15 protein-coding genes and 1 tRNA gene are annotated in these 17,273 nt (G+C 59.9%); 7 read left to right on the top strand and 9 right to left on the bottom strand.

Annotation, left to right across the window (positions count from 1 at the left end; all coding sequences use genetic code 11):
• Positions 1–100 precede the first annotated feature (100 nt).
• From ACM561_RS18145 to ACM561_RS18130, 4 genes are all read right to left on the bottom strand, one after another.
• A complete protein-coding gene (locus ACM561_RS18145; protein ID WP_011316219.1) occupies positions 101–301 on the bottom strand; it encodes a cold-shock protein in 201 nt (66 codons plus the stop codon).
• A gap of 249 nt (positions 302–550) precedes the next feature.
• Positions 551–883 (bottom strand): c-type cytochrome, encoded by a 333-nt coding sequence (locus ACM561_RS18140; protein ID WP_425906944.1) that lies wholly within the window; start codon positions 881–883, stop codon positions 551–553.
• An 11-nt stretch (positions 884–894) separates the two neighbouring features.
• Complete coding sequence (locus tag ACM561_RS18135) at positions 895–2,097, bottom strand: molybdopterin-dependent oxidoreductase (RefSeq protein ID WP_425906942.1); 1,203 nt, start codon at positions 2,095–2,097, stop codon at positions 895–897.
• Between the two features lie 233 nt (positions 2,098–2,330).
• Positions 2,331–2,591 carry a hypothetical protein gene (locus ACM561_RS18130; RefSeq protein WP_425906940.1) on the bottom strand — a complete coding sequence of 87 codons (261 nt, stop codon included), beginning with the start codon at positions 2,589–2,591 and terminating at the stop codon, positions 2,331–2,333.
• Positions 2,592–2,933: 342 nt separating this feature from the next.
• Between ACM561_RS18130 and ACM561_RS18125 the strand changes: the two genes are divergently transcribed.
• Complete coding sequence (locus ACM561_RS18125) at positions 2,934–4,607, top strand: glycosyltransferase family 39 protein (RefSeq protein ID WP_425906938.1); 1,674 nt, start codon at positions 2,934–2,936, stop codon at positions 4,605–4,607.
• A gap of 55 nt (positions 4,608–4,662) precedes the next feature.
• Here ACM561_RS18125 and ACM561_RS18120 read toward each other — a convergent pair whose 3' ends face one another.
• Both ACM561_RS18120 and ACM561_RS18115 read right to left on the bottom strand, forming a co-directional pair.
• Positions 4,663–5,709, bottom strand: a complete 1,047-nt coding sequence (locus ACM561_RS18120) for a YcjF family protein (protein ID WP_425906937.1) — start codon at positions 5,707–5,709, stop codon at positions 4,663–4,665.
• On the bottom strand, positions 5,706–7,175 hold the full coding sequence (locus tag ACM561_RS18115) for a YcjX family protein (protein WP_425906936.1): 1,470 nt from the start codon (positions 7,173–7,175) through the stop codon (positions 5,706–5,708). The genes ACM561_RS18120 and ACM561_RS18115 overlap by 4 nt, the downstream gene beginning before the upstream one ends.
• A gap of 490 nt (positions 7,176–7,665) precedes the next feature.
• Between ACM561_RS18115 and ACM561_RS18110 the strand changes: the two genes are divergently transcribed.
• On the top strand, positions 7,666–9,147 hold the full coding sequence (locus ACM561_RS18110; protein ID WP_425906934.1) for a methyl-accepting chemotaxis protein: 1,482 nt from the start codon (positions 7,666–7,668) through the stop codon (positions 9,145–9,147).
• A 113-nt stretch (positions 9,148–9,260) separates the two neighbouring features.
• Positions 9,261–10,436 (top strand): isovaleryl-CoA dehydrogenase, encoded by a 1,176-nt coding sequence (locus ACM561_RS18105; RefSeq protein WP_425906932.1) that lies wholly within the window; start codon positions 9,261–9,263, stop codon positions 10,434–10,436.
• Positions 10,437–10,559: 123 nt separating this feature from the next.
• On the opposite strand, the gene ACM561_RS18100 is transcribed toward ACM561_RS18105, so the two are convergent.
• Positions 10,560–11,126: a L,D-transpeptidase gene (locus tag ACM561_RS18100; protein ID WP_425906930.1), complete on the bottom strand. Its 567-nt coding sequence runs from the start codon at positions 11,124–11,126 to the stop codon at positions 10,560–10,562.
• Positions 11,127–11,356: 230 nt separating this feature from the next.
• Here ACM561_RS18100 and ACM561_RS18095 point away from each other — a divergent pair, with 230 nt between their 5' ends.
• The 3 genes from ACM561_RS18095 (at position 11,357) to ACM561_RS18085 (ending at position 14,047) form a co-directional block, all read left to right on the top strand.
• The gene (locus ACM561_RS18095; protein WP_425906928.1) at positions 11,357–12,901 is read left to right on the top strand and encodes an acetolactate synthase large subunit; all 1,545 of its coding nucleotides are present in this window, start codon (positions 11,357–11,359) and stop codon (positions 12,899–12,901) included.
• A 79-nt stretch (positions 12,902–12,980) separates the two neighbouring features.
• Positions 12,981–13,655 carry a metallophosphoesterase gene (locus tag ACM561_RS18090; RefSeq protein WP_425906926.1) on the top strand — a complete coding sequence of 225 codons (675 nt, stop codon included), beginning with the start codon at positions 12,981–12,983 and terminating at the stop codon, positions 13,653–13,655.
• A 134-nt stretch (positions 13,656–13,789) separates the two neighbouring features.
• Positions 13,790–14,047 (top strand): hypothetical protein, encoded by a 258-nt coding sequence (locus tag ACM561_RS18085; RefSeq protein ID WP_425906924.1) that lies wholly within the window; start codon positions 13,790–13,792, stop codon positions 14,045–14,047.
• A 47-nt stretch (positions 14,048–14,094) separates the two neighbouring features.
• On the opposite strand, the gene ACM561_RS18080 is transcribed toward ACM561_RS18085, so the two are convergent.
• A tRNA-Val gene (locus ACM561_RS18080) sits at positions 14,095–14,169 on the bottom strand.
• Positions 14,170–15,220: 1,051 nt separating this feature from the next.
• Here ACM561_RS18080 and ACM561_RS18075 point away from each other — a divergent pair.
• A complete protein-coding gene (locus ACM561_RS18075) occupies positions 15,221–15,646 on the top strand; it encodes a PadR family transcriptional regulator (RefSeq protein ID WP_425906923.1) in 426 nt (141 codons plus the stop codon).
• Positions 15,647–16,425: 779 nt separating this feature from the next.
• Here the strand turns inward: ACM561_RS18075 and ACM561_RS18070 are convergent.
• Positions 16,426–17,244 (bottom strand): formate/nitrite transporter family protein, encoded by an 819-nt coding sequence (locus ACM561_RS18070; RefSeq protein ID WP_079445860.1) that lies wholly within the window; start codon positions 17,242–17,244, stop codon positions 16,426–16,428.
• Positions 17,245–17,273 lie beyond the last annotated feature (29 nt).

Genomic DNA, 17,273 nt, shown 5'->3' with positions numbered 1-17,273 from the left:
TAAACCTGATGGCGTCGGCGGAGCCCATGTCGTTCGCCCGGAATGGATCGCGCCTGTCAGGACGCGCTTTTATCCGAGCCTGAAGGATCGCGTCGCCGCGTCAAACCTTCAGGTTTTCGGCCGAAGTTTTGCCTCGATTGGCAACTTCTTCGAACTCAACCGTCTGCCCCTCGTTGAGGGTCGAAAGACCTGCTCTTTCCACGGCTGAAATATGGACGAACACATCCTTGCCACCCCCGGCCGGCTGGATGAAACCATAACCTTTGGTCGGGTTGAACCACTTCACAGTACCCTTAGCCATTCCCAAGTCTCCGCAGGATTGAAACAGTCGTCGGCCCCCGGAACCGGCTTGTCCGACGGCGCACAAGATACGCGGTCTCGGTCCGGCTTGATAGATCAAACATGAAGGCCGGTACCATTTTGCCACAATTCTGAGAGGCCTCAGACCGCCAAGTACAAGGGGGCTCGCCCGACCGGGGTAGCGCCGGGGGATCGCAGCGGCCGGTGTCCCAAGCTTTCCGGGGGGCTCTCGGCGAATACCCTTGCGACGTCAATACGTAGCAGTGAGATAGTCGACGATCTTGCTGATGTCGGGCTCATCGATCTGCGCACCGTACACTTTGATCATCTTGTTCACTTCCGCCTGCCAAAAATCCTTTTTGAATTTCGGGCCGCGTGGTTGGATCGCGATGTAATCCGCCGAATGGCAGGCCAGGCAATTGTTCTTTACGACGTCGACATTGAGTCCTGGTTTGAATTCGATCGTTTCGCGCGGGAGCTTGTAGGAAAGCGGTTCGGCGATGGCCCCCGTCGACTCGTAGGCGCAGGCGCTCGCGGCCAGTCCGATGCCGGTCGCGAGGGCAAGAACAACTGAACGCGTCATGAGCCTCTCCCTCAAGAGACCGAGACGCGAACAGTCTCGGTGACGTTGCGCATGTAACCGGCCGGATTCCACGTGGCATCAGACGGCTGCACCTGACCGCCATCGCTGGTCGCGCGCACCTTCAATTCGTGTGGACCGGCAGTAAGCTTGACCGGAACCTTCCATTCGCGGAACGAGTATTTACCGTAGTTCCGGCCGAGCCGCGCGCTCTTCCAGGTCTTGCCGCCGTCGACTGAAACCTCGACATTCTTGATACCCGTGCCGCCATCGAACGCGATTCCCTTCAGAATTTTTCCGCCGCGCCTGAGTTGCGCGCCCTCGGTGACGTTGGTGATGAAGGAGCGGACATTGAGCCTGTTGATGGGGACCGTCGCTGTCGGCGTGGTGCCCGGTTCGACGCAGGCGCAGGCATTGTCGGGAATGCGATAGGCCGTCTTCATCCAGAAATTGTCATAGATGCTGTCGATGACGGTGATCTCATTGAGATGCTTTATCCAGTAGGTGCCGTAATATCCGGGAACGACGAGCCGAAGCGGAAAGCCGTTGAGAAACGGCAGGTCTCTTCCGTTCATCAAATAGGCCAGCATAACTTCGCCGTCGCGTGCGTGATCGACATCAAGCGCCTTGGCAAAATCCGGGGTCTTGTCGCTGACGGGGCCATCCATGCCCCCGAAAACCAGTTGCTTGGCATCGTGCTGTATGCCGGCCTGATCGAGCAGGGTCTTGAGCGAAACGCCGCGCCAGCGTGCGTTGCCCATCGCTCCGTGACCGAGCTGGCCGCCTGCGACGCGGGGATTGACTAACCCGCGGCTGTTGCCCGAGCACTGATTGACCGCGACGATCTCCGTCTGCTTCATCTTTTTGATGTCCTTAAGCGACAGCTTGAGTGGACGATCAACCTTGCCCTTGATCTCGAGCGTGAAGGTGTCGGGATCGATGTTGAGCGGGATGTCGGCAAGATGATAGCGGACAAAGAAGGCGTCGTTCGGCGTGATTGGGCCTTCGTTGAAAACCGAGAACGGTGTTTCGAGTTGTGGTGGCCGGCTGGTGATTCCGATCATCGGACGCTTCTGTGGATATTTGACCAGCGGACGTTCGCCGTTGTCGAAGGGCATCGTCACGCTGTCGAGCGCCAAGGCTTTGAAAGGGGTCAGGCCGATGCTAAGCGTCAGTCCAGCGCCGATGCGTTTCAGCATTTCTCGTCTGTCGAGCATTGGCTTCCTCCGAAGCTTTATTGACCTGGCCCGTCATCACGGGTCACAGCTCTGCAAGTTTGTCACCGGACAGCGGCAAGTCAATCGACGAGCTCCGAATATGCCGTTCGATGCGATCGATGGATCGGATCGCGAGATTTTGATGCGGCGGTATGACAACAGCCCGTTGCTCTCAACGCAAAAGCCCCGGCCGCTGGGCGGCCGGGGCTTTTTGACCGGACAGGAAGGTGCGATCAGTCGCAGACGTTGATGGTCCGCAGGCGGAAGCCGAACGGGGTCGGCACGCGGCGCACGACGTAGCAGCCGTCGTCGTAACCGCCGATATAGGCAACGCCGAAACTGTGGCCGAAATGGCTGTGGCCGAAGTGGTGGCCGTGATGCCATCCACCGTGTCCTCCGCCATGCCAACCGTGAGCCGAAGCGGCGGTCGGAGACAGCGCCATCGCGCTGAGGGATGCTGCGGCAACAAGCCCGAGAGCAATCTTACGAAACATGGTCGTTCTCCTTTTAGATGAAGCGCGTGATGCGCGGGTTTCAGGTTCAAAGCGATTTTCAGTTTCGAGTTGAGGGCTCTTGCCTGGTCTCGCTCTTGCCCGTCGCAAGTTCGTCGCTTGCTTTGAAAAGGCGGTTCGAAGAATCCGGCGGGGTGAGTCCGACATTTTTCTGAATGGACGTTCAGACAAGCGGGGTTTCGAGCCCTATGCGTGTGTGAAATCTCACACGGTGCGAATGCCGCTGAAAAATATGCGTGAACCAAGCGGCGACGGGCCGACCTCGCCCTAGATTGACACCGAGGACCGGGTGGTCAAGAAACGCGAGGAAGCTGCCGGAGAACCATGCAAGGACGCGCGACAGGTGTAATCCTCGACATCCAGATGACAATCGCACAGTCCGATAAACCCGCGTTGCCACCGGAGCGTCCCGCGCTTTCGTCGCTGCTTTGGGTCGCGGCATTGATCGCTGTGATGACCGCGATGCGATGCGTCTTTGCCGGCACGCTGGATTTGCGCACCGACGAGGCCTATTACTGGACTTGGTCGAAGGAAAGCGCGCTGTCCTTCCTCGATCATCCCCCGATGATCGCGTGGTTCATTCGTTTAGGTACTGCCATTTTCGGCGATACAAATTTCGGCGTCAGGTTTGCCGGGCTGCTGGCGATGCCGATCTCACAATTGCTGCTTGCCGACATCGTCCGCCGCGTTACGCACGACATCCGTGCCGCCATGCTGGCGGTTCTGATGATGGAAGCGGCGCTGTACTACGGCCTGCTGATGGCGAAGGTCGCGCCCGACATTGCGCTGATTCCGTTTGAACTGGCGATGGTCTGGTCGCTGGTGAGGCTCACGGAGAGCGGCGACGCGCGCTGGTGGCTCGCGGCCGGTGTTTTCGGGGGGCTCTCGCTGTTGTCGAAGCTGACTGCTTTGATGCTGGTTCCCGCCATTGCCGCCTTCATCCTCGTGCCGGATTGGCGTTGGCGCTGGCTACGCAGTCCGTACCCATGGACCGCGGCGTTGATCGCCATTGCGGTGTTCTCGCCGGTCCTGATCTGGAACGGGATGCACGACTGGGCCTCGTTCAGGTTTCAGTTCGTTCGCGCGACGTCGGCACATGATCTTACACTTCGCACGCTCGGCGATTACATCGGCCTTCAGTTCGGTCAGGTCGGACCGATTCTGCTGCCTGTGGTGCTGTTCGCGGTAGGTGTCACGGCATGGCGTGGCTACCGGCACCGAGATCCGGTCGCCGTGCTGTTGTCTACCGCCGTACTCGTACCGTTCGGGTATTTCCTCTGGAAATCGCTGACGCTTCGGGTCGGCGACACCTGGCCGATGTTTATCTGGCCGTTGGGTTTCGCGGCTGCGGCGATCGACATTGCAATGCGATGGCGCGAAAACTGGCCGGCGTGGATGCTGAAATGGTCAACGTTCTGGGCCAACGCCGCGATTGTGTCGGGTCTCTGTCTCGTCGTCGCGATCTTTCTTTATTACACCGTCAGTCCGTGGAATTTCATCGGCAAGACCGATCCGATCGGCGGTGAGGCGGGTTTCGCGCAGCTCGCGAGCCGCGCTGAAAGCGAAATGCAAAACTCCGGTGCAACCTGGATCGCAACAGTCGACTACCGCGTTTATGCGATGCTGCGCTGGTATCTCAGGGATCGCGTGCCGGTGATCCAGATCAATGAGCGCAGCCGTTTCTTGGGCTTTCGGGATCCGGGTCGCGACATGATTGCCGGGCATGCTGGTCTCTATGTCGCCCGAGAGCCGGATGATGTCTCGATTCTGGCCTCGACCGCGGCGGTGCTCACACCCCTCGGTCAGGTCCAGCGGATCTGGCGGGGGCGGGTCATGGCCACCTATGTGCTGGAAAAGCTGACGGGCTGGACGCCGGAGCTTTCGCCGCCACCGGACTCGCCATTTTACAAATGGCGACAACTGGCCGAGGGCGGGGCGGTTTGCCGTCTAGGGTCTATTTCAACGGGAGTGAATCAGACTCTGGCCACATCCTTGTGAGAAAGGATGATCTTATCCGAAAACCGCTACTCACTTTTGCGGAATACGCGTGAGCTCAGTTGCCGCTGTCTCGCTTGCGCAACAGATCTTTTACAAGGTCGCCGAGCGCGGGCCGCGGCAGTGCCGTGAACGGCATTGGCCGGGTAACGTCGATCGCCGCCAGCCCGAGACGGGCGGTCAACAATCCGTTGAGGACGCCTTCGCCCAAACGCGTCGACAGTTTCGCGGCGATGCCCTGACCGAGCATCTGCTGGATCAGCGTGTCACTCGCCGCCATGCCGCCGGTGATTGCCAGATGCGCGATGACATGGCGCATCAGCCGGATCATCCCGAGCGTACCTGGCCTCCCGCCATAAAGGCGCGCGAGCTGGCGCACCAGCCGCATCGCTGCGGCAAATACGAACAACACATCCACGACGGCGCGGGGGCTGACCGCGGTGACGATCGACACACGCTGCGCCGCCACCGACACGAGTCGGCGCGCCTCTTGGTCCAGCGGAGCCATCAGTTCGCGTTCGGCGAGCCGCACCAGATCTGCGCCGTCGATGATGTCAGTGCGATGGCTCCTCAGCATCGCCCGCGCCCGCGCTTGGTGCGGGTTGTTGTGGGCAAGTTTCACCAGATCGTGCACGACCGTATTGGCTTCCTTGCGATCGTCAGTCGCGATTGCAGCCAGCGCTCGCCGATGCAGATTTTCGATGGTGGCGAGACGGGCAAGGCCCGCGATCTCGCGTGCCGCGATGACGATCGAGGCGACGACAAACAGCGCCGCCAGCATCAGTCCGAGGAAACCAAGCCCCTCGCTGCGTGCGAACAGGTCACCAATCAGGTTGATGGCGCCGAGTACGGTGCCGAGCAGGATGAGCCCGGCGAGTGATGACCAGAACAGCACTCCCCAGCGAAATCCCTTCCGCGCCGGAACCGGAGGCATCTCCGCCGGTTCCGGCAGGAGCACGGGCTCAGGCTCGGGTTCCGCTTCCGGCTTGATGCTGATGCTGCCGCGAGCAACCCGGCTCGCGGCCTCGTCGTGCTCCAGGACTATGACGTGCGGATCGTCGAGCTTGAAGGTAACGGGACGACGCAGGCCGGAACGCTCACTCATTGCAGTCGATCTCCGATCAGGAACTGAAGCGCCCGGTCGAGGCGGATGTGGGGCAACGATGGCTCGCCAGTTCCTTCGTTTTGGAGGCGCGGGGGACGAAAGCGCAGAAAACGAAAGTCGGCCTGATCCATAGCGGATGTCGACAGCCCGCGGAAAGCGCCGTTTCCGCTGAAAAGTTCCTTGACATCCTCGGGCAGGTCTCCGGGAAATGTTGCGACTTCGGTGTTGCCGTCGAAGGTCTCGCCATTGGCGGCTTCGCCGGCAAGGGGTGTGCCGAGTATGGACGGCAGTTTCTCCCGACCGCATCGCACCTGCGCCTCGCGCGTGGCGCGGACCGCTGCCAGGGCGACGACATCAATGGCGGCGCCGGCGACTTCGGCCCGCGAGGCGGCGCGTTCCACAATGCGCCGAAGGATCGCCTCAAGCCGGTCATGACTGGTGTGATGCAAGTGGTCGGCCTTGGTAGCGGCGAACAGGATGCGATCGATCCGCGGCCGCAATAGTGTACTGAGTAACGTGCTGCGGCCGACTCGATAGCAATCGAGGATTCCGGCAAGTGCCGCCTCGAGATCATATAAGGCTTCCGGCCCCGAATTGAAGGCGGCGAGTGTATCGACCAGCACAATCTGGCGGTCGAGCCGCGAAAAGTGATCGCGGAAAAACGGCCGCACCACGAGATCCTTGTAGGCCTCGTATCGCCGCCGCATCATCGTCCAAAGCGATCCATCAATCGGGATTCCGCCGGAGGGCAAATCAAGCGGCGCGAAAGTGAGCGCGGGCGAGCCTGCAAGGTTGCCCGGCATCAGGAAACGGCCGGGCGGCAGCAGGCTCATGGCGAAACGTTCGTCCCGACACGCGCGAAGATAGTCGGTAAACAGCCGGGCGGCGGCGAGTGTCGCCTGTTCATCCTCGCGGGCCGAGGGCCGCAGCGTTGCGAGATGATCGTGCCATGCGTGTGCAAGGCGCGCTCGTGGCTGTTGCCGCGATAGCGCAAGGCTCTCCGCCGACCACTGTTCATAACTCTTGTCGAGCAGCGGCAGATCGAGCAGCCATTCTCCGGGGTAGTCGACAATATCCAGCGTCAGCGTTTGGTCCAAACCATTCTGCCGCTGATAGCCGATTACGAGCCGCAATTCACTGATGTCGACCGTCGAGCTTGGCCAGCGCCGCTCCGCGATCAGGGTGTTGACGTGATGTTCATAGCTAAATCGCGGTACGGCGTCGTCCGGCTGTGGGGCAAGCTGCGCGCGGGCGATGCGACCGCTGGCGAGAGATTCAAAAACCGGAAACCGGCCGCCACGCGACAGACCATGCACAAGGGCCGTGATGAACACGGTTTTGCCAGCGCGTGACAGGCCCGTCACGCCGAGCCTGATCGTCGGATTGAAGAAGTTTTCGCCGTAGTCCAGCAGCGCGCGTGCCGAAAGGCGCGCTTCTTCAAAGATATCGGAAAAGCTGGCGGCCATATTGATGTGATGTCGGTGATGAAGCCTGCAATGGCGCACATATGGTTTGTGGCAACCGGAAAGTGGCGACTGCCGAGCCTGAATCAAGTTCCGTATCCACGTAAGATCTACATCAATTAGGTTGAGGTTTCGTTGACCCGCGGGCGCTCTACGACTGCGGCGTGATCTTCAGAACTTGGCGGCGCCTGTCTTGTACGGCTGTGATCGAACCCCGTCCTGGCCCGTGCATCTTATGCGCGAGTGGAACGACGCGGACGACTCCTCGAAATGGTCGCGATTGAGCTCCCAGACATCTTTGCGCTGCTAACGGTTGCCCGCGTGTGCTGTTCATACGAGCGCAACATCGACGATCTCGGCAGTCCTGCATGAGTTTACCACTTCGGCGTGCTGTGTGTTCCGTTTTCGTAAAATTTCCCCTCCATCCGGTTGTAGTAAAAGAAGTTTAACTACTCGCGTAGATTGTATTTTCGGGCATTTGGGGACGACAATCATGAGCTTTCTACCGGCATCTCGCGATGCGAACGCGAAACTCGACGCGCTGAGCAGATCTCAGGCTGTCATCGAGTTCAATCTCGACGGGACGATCATCACCGCGAATGCGAATTTTCTCAACGCGATGGGATATACGCTCGAGGAAATCCGCGGCAAGCATCACAGCATGTTCGTCGACAAGGAACGTCGTGACAATGCTGAATATCGCGAATTTTGGGATTCGTTGCGTCGCGGCGAATATCAGGCGCAGGAGTTTAAGCGAGTCGCCAAGGGCGGGCGAACGGTGTGGATTCAGGCTTCCTATAATCCTCTGATGAACGCGCGAGGCAAGCCTTACAAGGTCGTCAAGTTTGCGACCGACATCACGATGCAGAAGCTGCGCAATGCCGATTATGAAGGTCAGCTGAAGGCGATCCACAAGTCGCAGGCCGTGATCGAATTCAATCCTGACGGCAGCATCATCACAGCGAACGACAATTTCCTTAAGACGGTTGGTTACAGTCTGAACGAGATCCAGGGCCACCATCACCGGATGTTCGTCGAGCCGGACGAGCGCGACAGCGTAGCTTATCAGGTGTTTTGGGACATGCTCCGGCGCGGTGAATATCAGGCCGCCGAGTACAAGCGGATCGGCAAAGGCGGCCGGGCGATCTGGATCCAAGCATCCTACAATCCAATCCAGGATGCGGAGGGGTCGGTCATGAAGGTGGTCAAGTTTGCGACCGATGTGACAGCTCAAGTCCAAGACCGTATGCGTCGTACGGATTTGCAGAAATCCATCGATACGGACCTCGGTCAGATCACCGAGTCCGTTGCCGCGACGTCGGGGCGCGTCAGTTCAGCCGCCGATGCGTCCACGCAAGCGTCCGCCAACATGCAGGCTGTCGCGGCTGGTGCCGAAGAACTTGCGGCGTCGGTCGGTGAGATCAGTCGGCAGGCAGCGGATGCGCTTGCTATCTCCCAGCAGGCGGTCACGCAGGCGAACGAGACCAGCACCATCGTTGCCGGGCTTGCGACCGCCGCGCAGAAAATCGGCGACGTCGTCAAGCTGATCAACAGCATTGCCGAGCAGACCAATCTGCTGGCGCTCAACGCCACGATCGAAGCGGCCCGCGCAGGCGAGGCCGGTCGAGGTTTTGCGGTGGTCGCGTCGGAGGTGAAGAGCCTGGCATCACAAACCGCCAAGGCGACAGATGAAATCAGCGGTCAGGTTGCCGAAGTGCAAAACACCACCGGAAGCGCGGTGGGCGTCATCGAGGCCATCACCCAGACCATATCGCGGATCAACGAAATATCTGCGGCGATCGCTGCGTCGGTCGAGGAACAGGCGTCTGTGACGCAAAGTATCTCATCTAATATGCAGGTCGCCGCCAAGAGCGTTGCCGATATCACGGCAAGCATGAGCGAGATAGCCCACGTCACGCAGTCCGTCGACGCCGCAACCCGCAAAGTCAAGGACGCATCTCGCGCAGTGGCATAAGCGTTGGTATAAAGGCCGTCACGCCGGCTCTTCTCTCCGTCATCTCGCCATGGCATGGTTGCTTCCGGGACAGAACGCGATCGGTCTCCGGTCGCGCCTGCGGGAGACTTCGCGTGGCCATTTCCAATAGTCCTGGTGCTTTCGATTTCGATCTCGGCGAAACCGCCGATGCAATCCGCGAGATGGTCCGTGATTTTTCCGCGAATGAGATCGCGCCGCGTGCTGCCGAGATCGACAGGTCCAACCAGTTCCCGCGCGATCTCTGGCCGAAGCTCGGCGCACTCGGTCTCCACGGGATTACTGTCGAGGAAGATTATGGTGGCGCCGGTCTCGGTTACCTCGAACACTGCATTGCGATGGAGGAAATCTCGCGCGGTTCGGCTTCGGTCGGATTGTCCTACGGTGCTCACTCCAATCTCTGCATCAATCAATTGCGCCGCAACGGCAGCGACGCGCAGAAGCGCAAATATCTGCCGAAGCTGATTTCGGGCGAGAATGTCGGCGCGCTGGCAATGTCCGAGCCGGACGCGGGTTCGGACGTTGTCTCAATGAGGACGCGTGCTGACAGGAAAGGTGACCACTACGTTCTTAATGGCAGCAAGATGTGGATCACTAACGGGACACTCGCGGAAACGCTCGTGGTCTACGCCAAGACCGATGCCGCCGCGGGCGCACGAAGCATCACCGCCTTTATCGTTGAGAAAGGCATGAGTGGATTCTCAACTGCACAGAAGCTCGACAAGCTCGGCATGCGCGGCTCCGACACCTGTGAACTGGTGTTCGAGAATTGCGAGGTGCCAGAGGAAAACGTCCTCGGTGAAGCCGGCTGCGGCGTCAACGTCCTGATGTCCGGTCTCGATTACGAGCGCGCCGTGCTCGCTGCCGGTCCGCTCGGCATCATGCAGGCTTGCATGGATGTCGTGATGCCGTATGTGCACGAGCGGAAGCAATTCGGGAAGCCGATCGGCAGCTTCCAGCTCGTTCAAGGCAAGGTTGCCGACATGTATGTCACCATGAATGCCTCCCGCGCCTATGTCTATGCGGTGGCAAAGGCGTGCGATCGCGGCGAGATCACGCGCGAGGACGCGGCAGGAGCGATCCTTTACTCCGCGGAGAAGGCGACGCAATGCGCGCTGGACGCGATCCAGTTGCTGGGCGGGAATGGTTACATCAACGACTATCCGGCTGGCCGCCTGCTGCGCGATGCCAAGCTCTATGAAATCGGCGCCGGCACCAGCGAAATCCGCCGCATGCTGATCGGTCGCGAGCTGTTCGAGAAGAGCGCCTAGAGCGGAATGAGGAAAAGGGCGCAGTGGCTTTCCGCCCGCGCTTCCTCAGCCCGCGCCGCGACACTCAGCGCGTCGCGCGCGTTCCGATCCATGTGTCGCGGGGCGTAGTCTAGTTGCGATAGTCTAGTTATTGACGACGACGACCGTCGTGCCAATTGGCACGCGGTTATAAAGGTCCACCACGTCCTCGTTCGTCATGCGGAAACAACCAGAGGACACCGCCTGACCGATCGTCTCTGGCTCGTTGGAGCCGTGGATGCGATAGAGCGTGGAGCCGAGATACATTGCGCGCGCGCCGAGAGGGTTTTCGATTCCGCCCTTCATGTGGCGCGGCAAATCGGGGCGACGCGCGATCATTTGCGCGGGCGGGGTCCAACTCGGCCATTCCTTCTTGGCGCTGATGCGGTGGACGCCGCTCCAGCGGAAGCCGGCGCGGCCGACGCCGATACCGTATCTCAGCGCCTGGCCTTGGGGGAGGACGAGATAGAGCCTCCGTTCCCCGGTCCTTATGACAATGGTGCCCGGCGCATACCGGCTCGGGAAATAGACAAGCTGTCGCGGGACCGGACTTGCGGATGTAAAATTGGGGCCGAAATTCATGAAGTCGCCCGTATCAACGTACTGGGCGAAAGCGGACTTCCCATTGAAAACAAAAACGATGGCAATCAAAAGAGCCAGAATGCGCGTCATTATTTCCTCGCATCAATCGATTTCACTGTGAAACAGGCCATAATTCGCCCGATTTCGCAAGCCGCGGCCGTGCAAGGATACCCCTTCTCCGCCGTCGTTTGCGAAAAAGCACCAGCTCCGAGTCCTGGTTTATGCGGGACCGCCAACAGTCATAGGGCAAGCCCGGGTAAGGACGTGGCGGGAACAATGTTGATCTCAGGGTTACCGAAAAATGAAACCGGAGCGCAACGATGAACGGCGCCGAAAGTCTGGTCCGAACGCTGATCAAAAACGGCGTGGATATTTGCTTCGCCAATCCTGGCACGTCGGAAATGCATTTTGTCGCAGCGCTGGACCGGGTGGAGGGAATGCGCTGCGTGCTCGGGTTGTTCGAAGGCGTGGTGACCGGCGCGGCAGACGGCTATTTCCGTATGAAGGGTGTGCCGGCTTGTACCCTGCTTCATCTCGGTCCGGGCCTCGCCAATGGTCTTGCCAACCTTCACAACGCCAAGAAGGCCAGCTCAGGCATCGTTAATATTGTCGGCCAGCACGCGCTCCACCATATCGAATGCAACGCACCGCTGACGTCGGATATCGAGGGGCTTGCCCGGCCGATGTCGGCCTGGGTCCGCACCTCGCCGGATTCGAGATCGGTCGCTCGAGATGGTGCCGCGGCCGTCGCCGCGGCCAAGAGTTCGCCGCCGCAAATCGCAACGCTGATCTTGCCCGCCGAAGCCGCATGGAGCGATGCCGATGACGTTGCCGACGTAACCGAGACGTTGCAGCGCCCGGATTATTCGCCGCAGGCGATCGAGAGCACAGCGAAGATCCTGCGCGGCAGCGGAGAGACCCTGCTTCTACTCGCCGGTAACGCGCTGACTGAAAGGGGGTTGGCGCTGGCTGCTGGCATCGCCGGCAAGACAGGCTGCAAAGTGATGGGAGAAACCTTTAACGCGCGCATGGCGCGCGGTCGCGGTCGCTTTTTCGTGGATCGCATTCCCTACCCGATCGAACAGGCGTTGCACGTTCTGAAGCCGTTCAGGACCATCATCCTGGTTGAGGCCAACGATCCCGTTGCTTTCTTCGCCTATCCGGACAAGCCGAGCTTCTTGAAGCCTGAGGGCTGCGATGTGCACCGCATGACGGCGAATGGCGAAAACTCGATAGCGGCGCTGGAAGCACTGGCTGGTGCTGTCGGCGCCAGGTTGCGAGACGCGAAACCGCAGCAGTCAATGGAAATTGGGTGGCCGAAGGGGCCGCTCGATCACGTGTCCATCGCGCAGGCGATCGCGATGACGATTCCGGAAAATGCCATCGTCGTCGACGAGGCGATCACGACGGGCCGTAAATTCTTTCCGTCGACAGCCTTCGCCGCGCCGCATGACTGGCTGCAGAACATGGGCGGTTCGATCGGATTTTCGACGCCGGTGGCGATCGGCGCCGCGGTGGCTTGCCCCGAACGCAAAGTGATCTGCATGGTCGGCGACGGCAGTGCGATGTTCACGCTGCAATCGCTATGGACGCAGGCCCGCGAAGGCCTCAACGTCCTTACGATCGTCTTTTCCAATCGCATGTATCAAATTCTGCGAGGCGAATTCGACGGTGTTGGCGCTGGCGAACCTGGCAAGAAGGCGATGGACATGCTGAGCCTCGACCGTCCCGCGCTCGACTGGATAGCGCTTGGCAGGGGCATGGGAGTGCAGGGCCGCGCCGTGACCACAACCGACGAGTTCAACAAGGCGCTTGCCGAGGCCATGGCCGAGCAGGGGCCGCGCTTGATCGAAGTACAGATGTGACGACGATGCAGGATGCAGTCGTCAACGATGGTCGATGCGCTGAGCGCGGCGGGGAGGTGCCCCGGGTGCGGGAGCCTTAATGAGCCTGACCTATGTCATTCCCGACATCCACGGCCGCTTCGATCTGTTGAGCGAGGCCTTGCACGGAGTTCATGCCCACGCCGCTGGCAATGGGGGGACGCTCGTCATGCTCGGCGACTATGTCGACAAGGGGCCGGACAGCAGCAAGGTCATCGCCCGCTTGCGGCGCGGAATGCCGAACGGCTGGACCTTCGTTCCGCTCAAGGGCAATCACGATGCGATGATGGTCGCGGCGTGGCGTGACCCCGCGGAAATGACGCGCTGGCTGGAGCACGGTGGCGATGCGGTCCTGGAATCCTACGGCAGCGACCCCTTTGTGATTCCGGAGGCGGACATTGCCTGGCTCGAGGCGCTGCCGCTCATGCATATCGATGCGCACCGCATCTATGTTCATGCCGGGCTCGATCCCGGAGTCGGACTTGACGCGCAGCCCGAAATCACGCTGCTCTGGAAACGTTATCCCGCAGGTGATGCGGTCGGATTCGAGGGCCGTCATGTCGTGCATGGACACAACTCGTTTGCTGAGGGACCGGAAATGTACCAAGGCCGGACCAATCTCGACACCAGGGCATGGCGAACCGGCCGCCTCGTGACTGGCGTGTTCGACGATGCATTTCCTGGTGGGCCGGTCGATTTCATCGTCGTTCATGGCTCGACTCAAGGGATCTCGTGACTCCGGCTTTGAAAGGGTTAAGGCTGGAACCGCGCGCCTCTCGGATACCTTTGGGAAAAGAAGACGGTCGGTTTCGTGGGATAGCCGGATGGTTTATCTTGACGGCTGCGCGCGGCGCAGGTCTTCGTGTGGCAATGGACAAGGTCTCGAACTCGGTTACGAAACTGCAGGCGACGTTCCGCATCACGCTGAACGGCGAGTCCGTCGCCATCGCCACGGTCGGACAGGCCTACGACTTCATTACCCGCCTGAGCACCGCCGAGTGGGTGGAGTTTCATACGCTGCACGAAGACGCGTGCGCCGCGCTCGAGGCCGCCGCTGACAACGCGATGCTGAGCCGCAAGGCGACCGATGCGTTGCGAGCTTTGTTCGCGCGAACAAAATTGTTGTGACTGATCGGGCGGGGCCATGAGGGCGCGCCGCGTGGCTAAATCCAAAATGGTGGGCGCACAAGGGATCGAACCTTGGACCTCTCCCGTGTGAAGGGAACGCTCTCCCGCTGAGCTATGCGCCCGGAATCGTCATCTGCCGTGAAGGATTTCCAGGCCTCGGTGTCGAATCCGACCCGGCGCGGCGACGAAGCCGCGATTTAGGGAATGCAGGGCAGGAGTGTCAAGCGAACTTGTACCTGCCGCTCGAAGCCAAGGGAAGCCAAGGCAGTTCCGAACCATAACCAGTCACTGCGGTCCAGCCGTCTACGTCTGTCAGCGGGCCATCACTGAACCTGAACCGCCAGCGGATCCCGCAGGGCGGTGGACGGACGATCTCATTTCCGAACAAACCGACTCGCTTTCCGACAGCGCCAGGTGCATACTCTTAAGGTTCCGGAGAACGCTGCCCGCGCTCCGCCCCCTTTGAAGCAGGGAGCAACGCCATGAGGGTGCAACGTGGTTCTCGTCAGCTAAAGTCCTTGAAAGATCGTCTGGCCGAGTTTGTGGCAGGTGTCCGCAAGGCTACCGACGAACTTCCTCCGTACGCGCGCGGAGATGAAGCCTTGAGGAAACGCCGTCTATCGGACATTGCGGCCCATATAGAGGGCTGGGCAAATTCATCGGGGTTGCAGACGCCGAAGTGATGCTGGTTGCGTGTTTCGCGTCAAGCTCACGTGCCGGCGACGCGGAGAATTCGTGCGCGGATGTTTTAAGGGGATCAAGAAAAAAGCCATTCCCTTTCAGGAATGGCTAAAGGCGAGCTATGGAGGTCGTCCAGCCCTGTGTACTGCCGTTACCTTGTTTGCAGCCATACGCGGCAAGAATGGCCCATGTTTGCTGATTCGGCTGCGACATGATTGACACAGTTCTTTCCGGTCGGCTTTTCAGAGGCGCAAGCAATAGTCCGATCGTGCAGTGTCAGGGCGGTGCCGCGCTGATCCGGCTGTCACAGTGGACCGTGCGGGATTGGCGAAGGTTTCGCAAAAGGTTCGCATCCGCGCGCAGCTGAACCGCCGACGGTTGTTGGAACCGGCACGGAACGCGACCGGGCAGTCAGGATAGCTAAGGAAATATCTTGCGTTACACCATAATATGGGTTTCTTTCGAGCAAAGATATCTTCACGGAGAATAGAAATGACGGCTCCATCATCGAAGGGTGTGGCCGAAGACGATCTGCGTCTCATTGCGCTCTCACTGATTTCCGAGGCGCCCCGTCACGGCTACGACGTCATCCAAACGATCGAGAAAATGACGGCCGACTGGTTTTTACCCGGTCCCAACGTCGTTCATCCGATGCTGGCCAAGCTTGTGGAAGAGCGCTGTCTGACCTCATCTGCTGATCCCCCGAGACTTTTCACCATCACGGACGAAGGCCGCGCCTATCTTGAGCAGCATCGTGATCGGGCCGATGCCGTCCTAAATCGTCTGAAGGCTCTCGGCGAGCGCGTCACCCGCTGGCGGCAGGCTCTCGGAGTTGCGGAAAGGCAGAAGGAGGCCGACGCGGATGCTACGGAGGGACTGCTGGATGTCCTTGCCCGTGCGGCGATGCCGAGGAAATAGCCTTGCGTAAAACGAAGCTGGCGCGGCGACGCTTTGAAGTGATCGGGTTGGTGGGGACGATCGCGGCATAACGGAGCGCGGCCGCGGCCTTTGTGAGGCCGCCTTTGGTCATGCCCGGCACCAGCGCCGCTCGACCTTTCGGCGTCAGAGGCGCATTCTTGTGGATGTGTGCTCTCCGGGGATATTGAAGCTTTGCAACCTCAGCTTCCTCGGCCCAGTTCAGATGGACAACCTTGTTGAAAGCTCCAGAGCCTTTTCCGAGCGAACTGAATCGTTGATGAGTTTCAAAGGGCTTGTGATCTGATTCAAGCTGTCTGCTGGATCGGAGACAGGCAGCCATAGCTCGCAGCTTGTTCTGATCAGAAGATGTCTGGGCGCTGACCGAAGCTCAAGACCTCATGGCTCAGGACTTTTAGCTTGCCGAAAGGCGCCGCCGAGAAGGACGGCGTAGTTTCTTTCTCGATGCTGTGTCGACTAACGACGTTAGCTGCGAGAGCGCTCTTCACGGAAAAACTCGATAACCGTTCTTGCAGGTTCAACCCGCAATTCTTCTTTCGAGAACTATCAGGATGCGCGGGTCATAGGCGGTCGAACAACATCGTTCTTCGAACCGGCCATCCCCGCGCATATTGCAAGAGCACAGATCGGGTCTATGCAATCGGCAATCGTTCTATAGCGTTTTCGAGCGAAGTGGATGCCGGTTCGCGTAAAGAAAACGCGTCAAAACATAAAGATAGAGTTCCGCTTCTGATTCCATCGGAATCAGAAGCGGAAAAGCTCTAGTCCCTCTGCAGGGTATGCGTGAAGTACCACAGCGTGCCGTTGAGCACCATCGCACCCAGGATATTGCCGATGGTGACCGGGATCTGATTCCATACCCACCACTCGTAGATGCTCACGTTGGCACCCGAGAGGATAGCGGTTGGGAACAGCCACATGTTGACCACGGTGTGCTCGAATCCCAGCGCGAAGAACATCCCGATCGGGATCCACATCAGCACCACCCGGCCCAGGGTGCTGCGCGTGGCTTTGGACATGACGGACCCGAGGCTCACCAGCCAGTTACAAAGGACGCCTTTGCCAATGGCGGCGCACCAGCCAATCGCGCCGTAATGGATATAGCTCACCTTGCTCTCGGCGGTCTTGGCGATCACTTTGAGCATGCTGTCCGGCTCGATGGACCCGCCTTTGGTCAATGAGAACCACAGCAGCCAGCCGAAGAATATGCCTCCCAGAAGGTTGCCCACCATAGTCCATGTCCAGTTACGGACTAACTGGAACGGCGTAATCGTCCCGGCGTACATGCCGATGGGCATCGTCGCGAAGCTGCCCGTCGCCATCTCCAGGCCGAGGAAGCTCAGTGTGACGTAGCCCGCCGGGAAGACAAGTCCGGCTACCGCGAGCGGTATGCCCGCTGCAACCATGGCGAAGGTCACACAGGCTCCATAGGCCAGAAAGGGCGTACACAAGAAGCCGCGAATGAGTAGGTGAATGGTACCGAACTTAGCTTTCTTGGCGGCATCCGCCGCAATCGCGGCGCCCATATCGGACGGCGGCACCGTTTCGATCACAACGCTGGCGTTCGCATAATCGGCCATTGCGTTCCCCCCTGTGTATTTGATTTTTC

The sequence above is a fragment of the Nitrobacter sp. TKz-YC02 genome, from assembly GCF_049852135.1.
In the GTDB taxonomy this organism is placed as follows: domain Bacteria; phylum Pseudomonadota; class Alphaproteobacteria; order Rhizobiales; family Xanthobacteraceae; genus Nitrobacter; species Nitrobacter vulgaris.
Note: the sequence above shows the minus strand (reverse complement) of the source record. Positions and strands in the feature narration are given on the sequence as shown.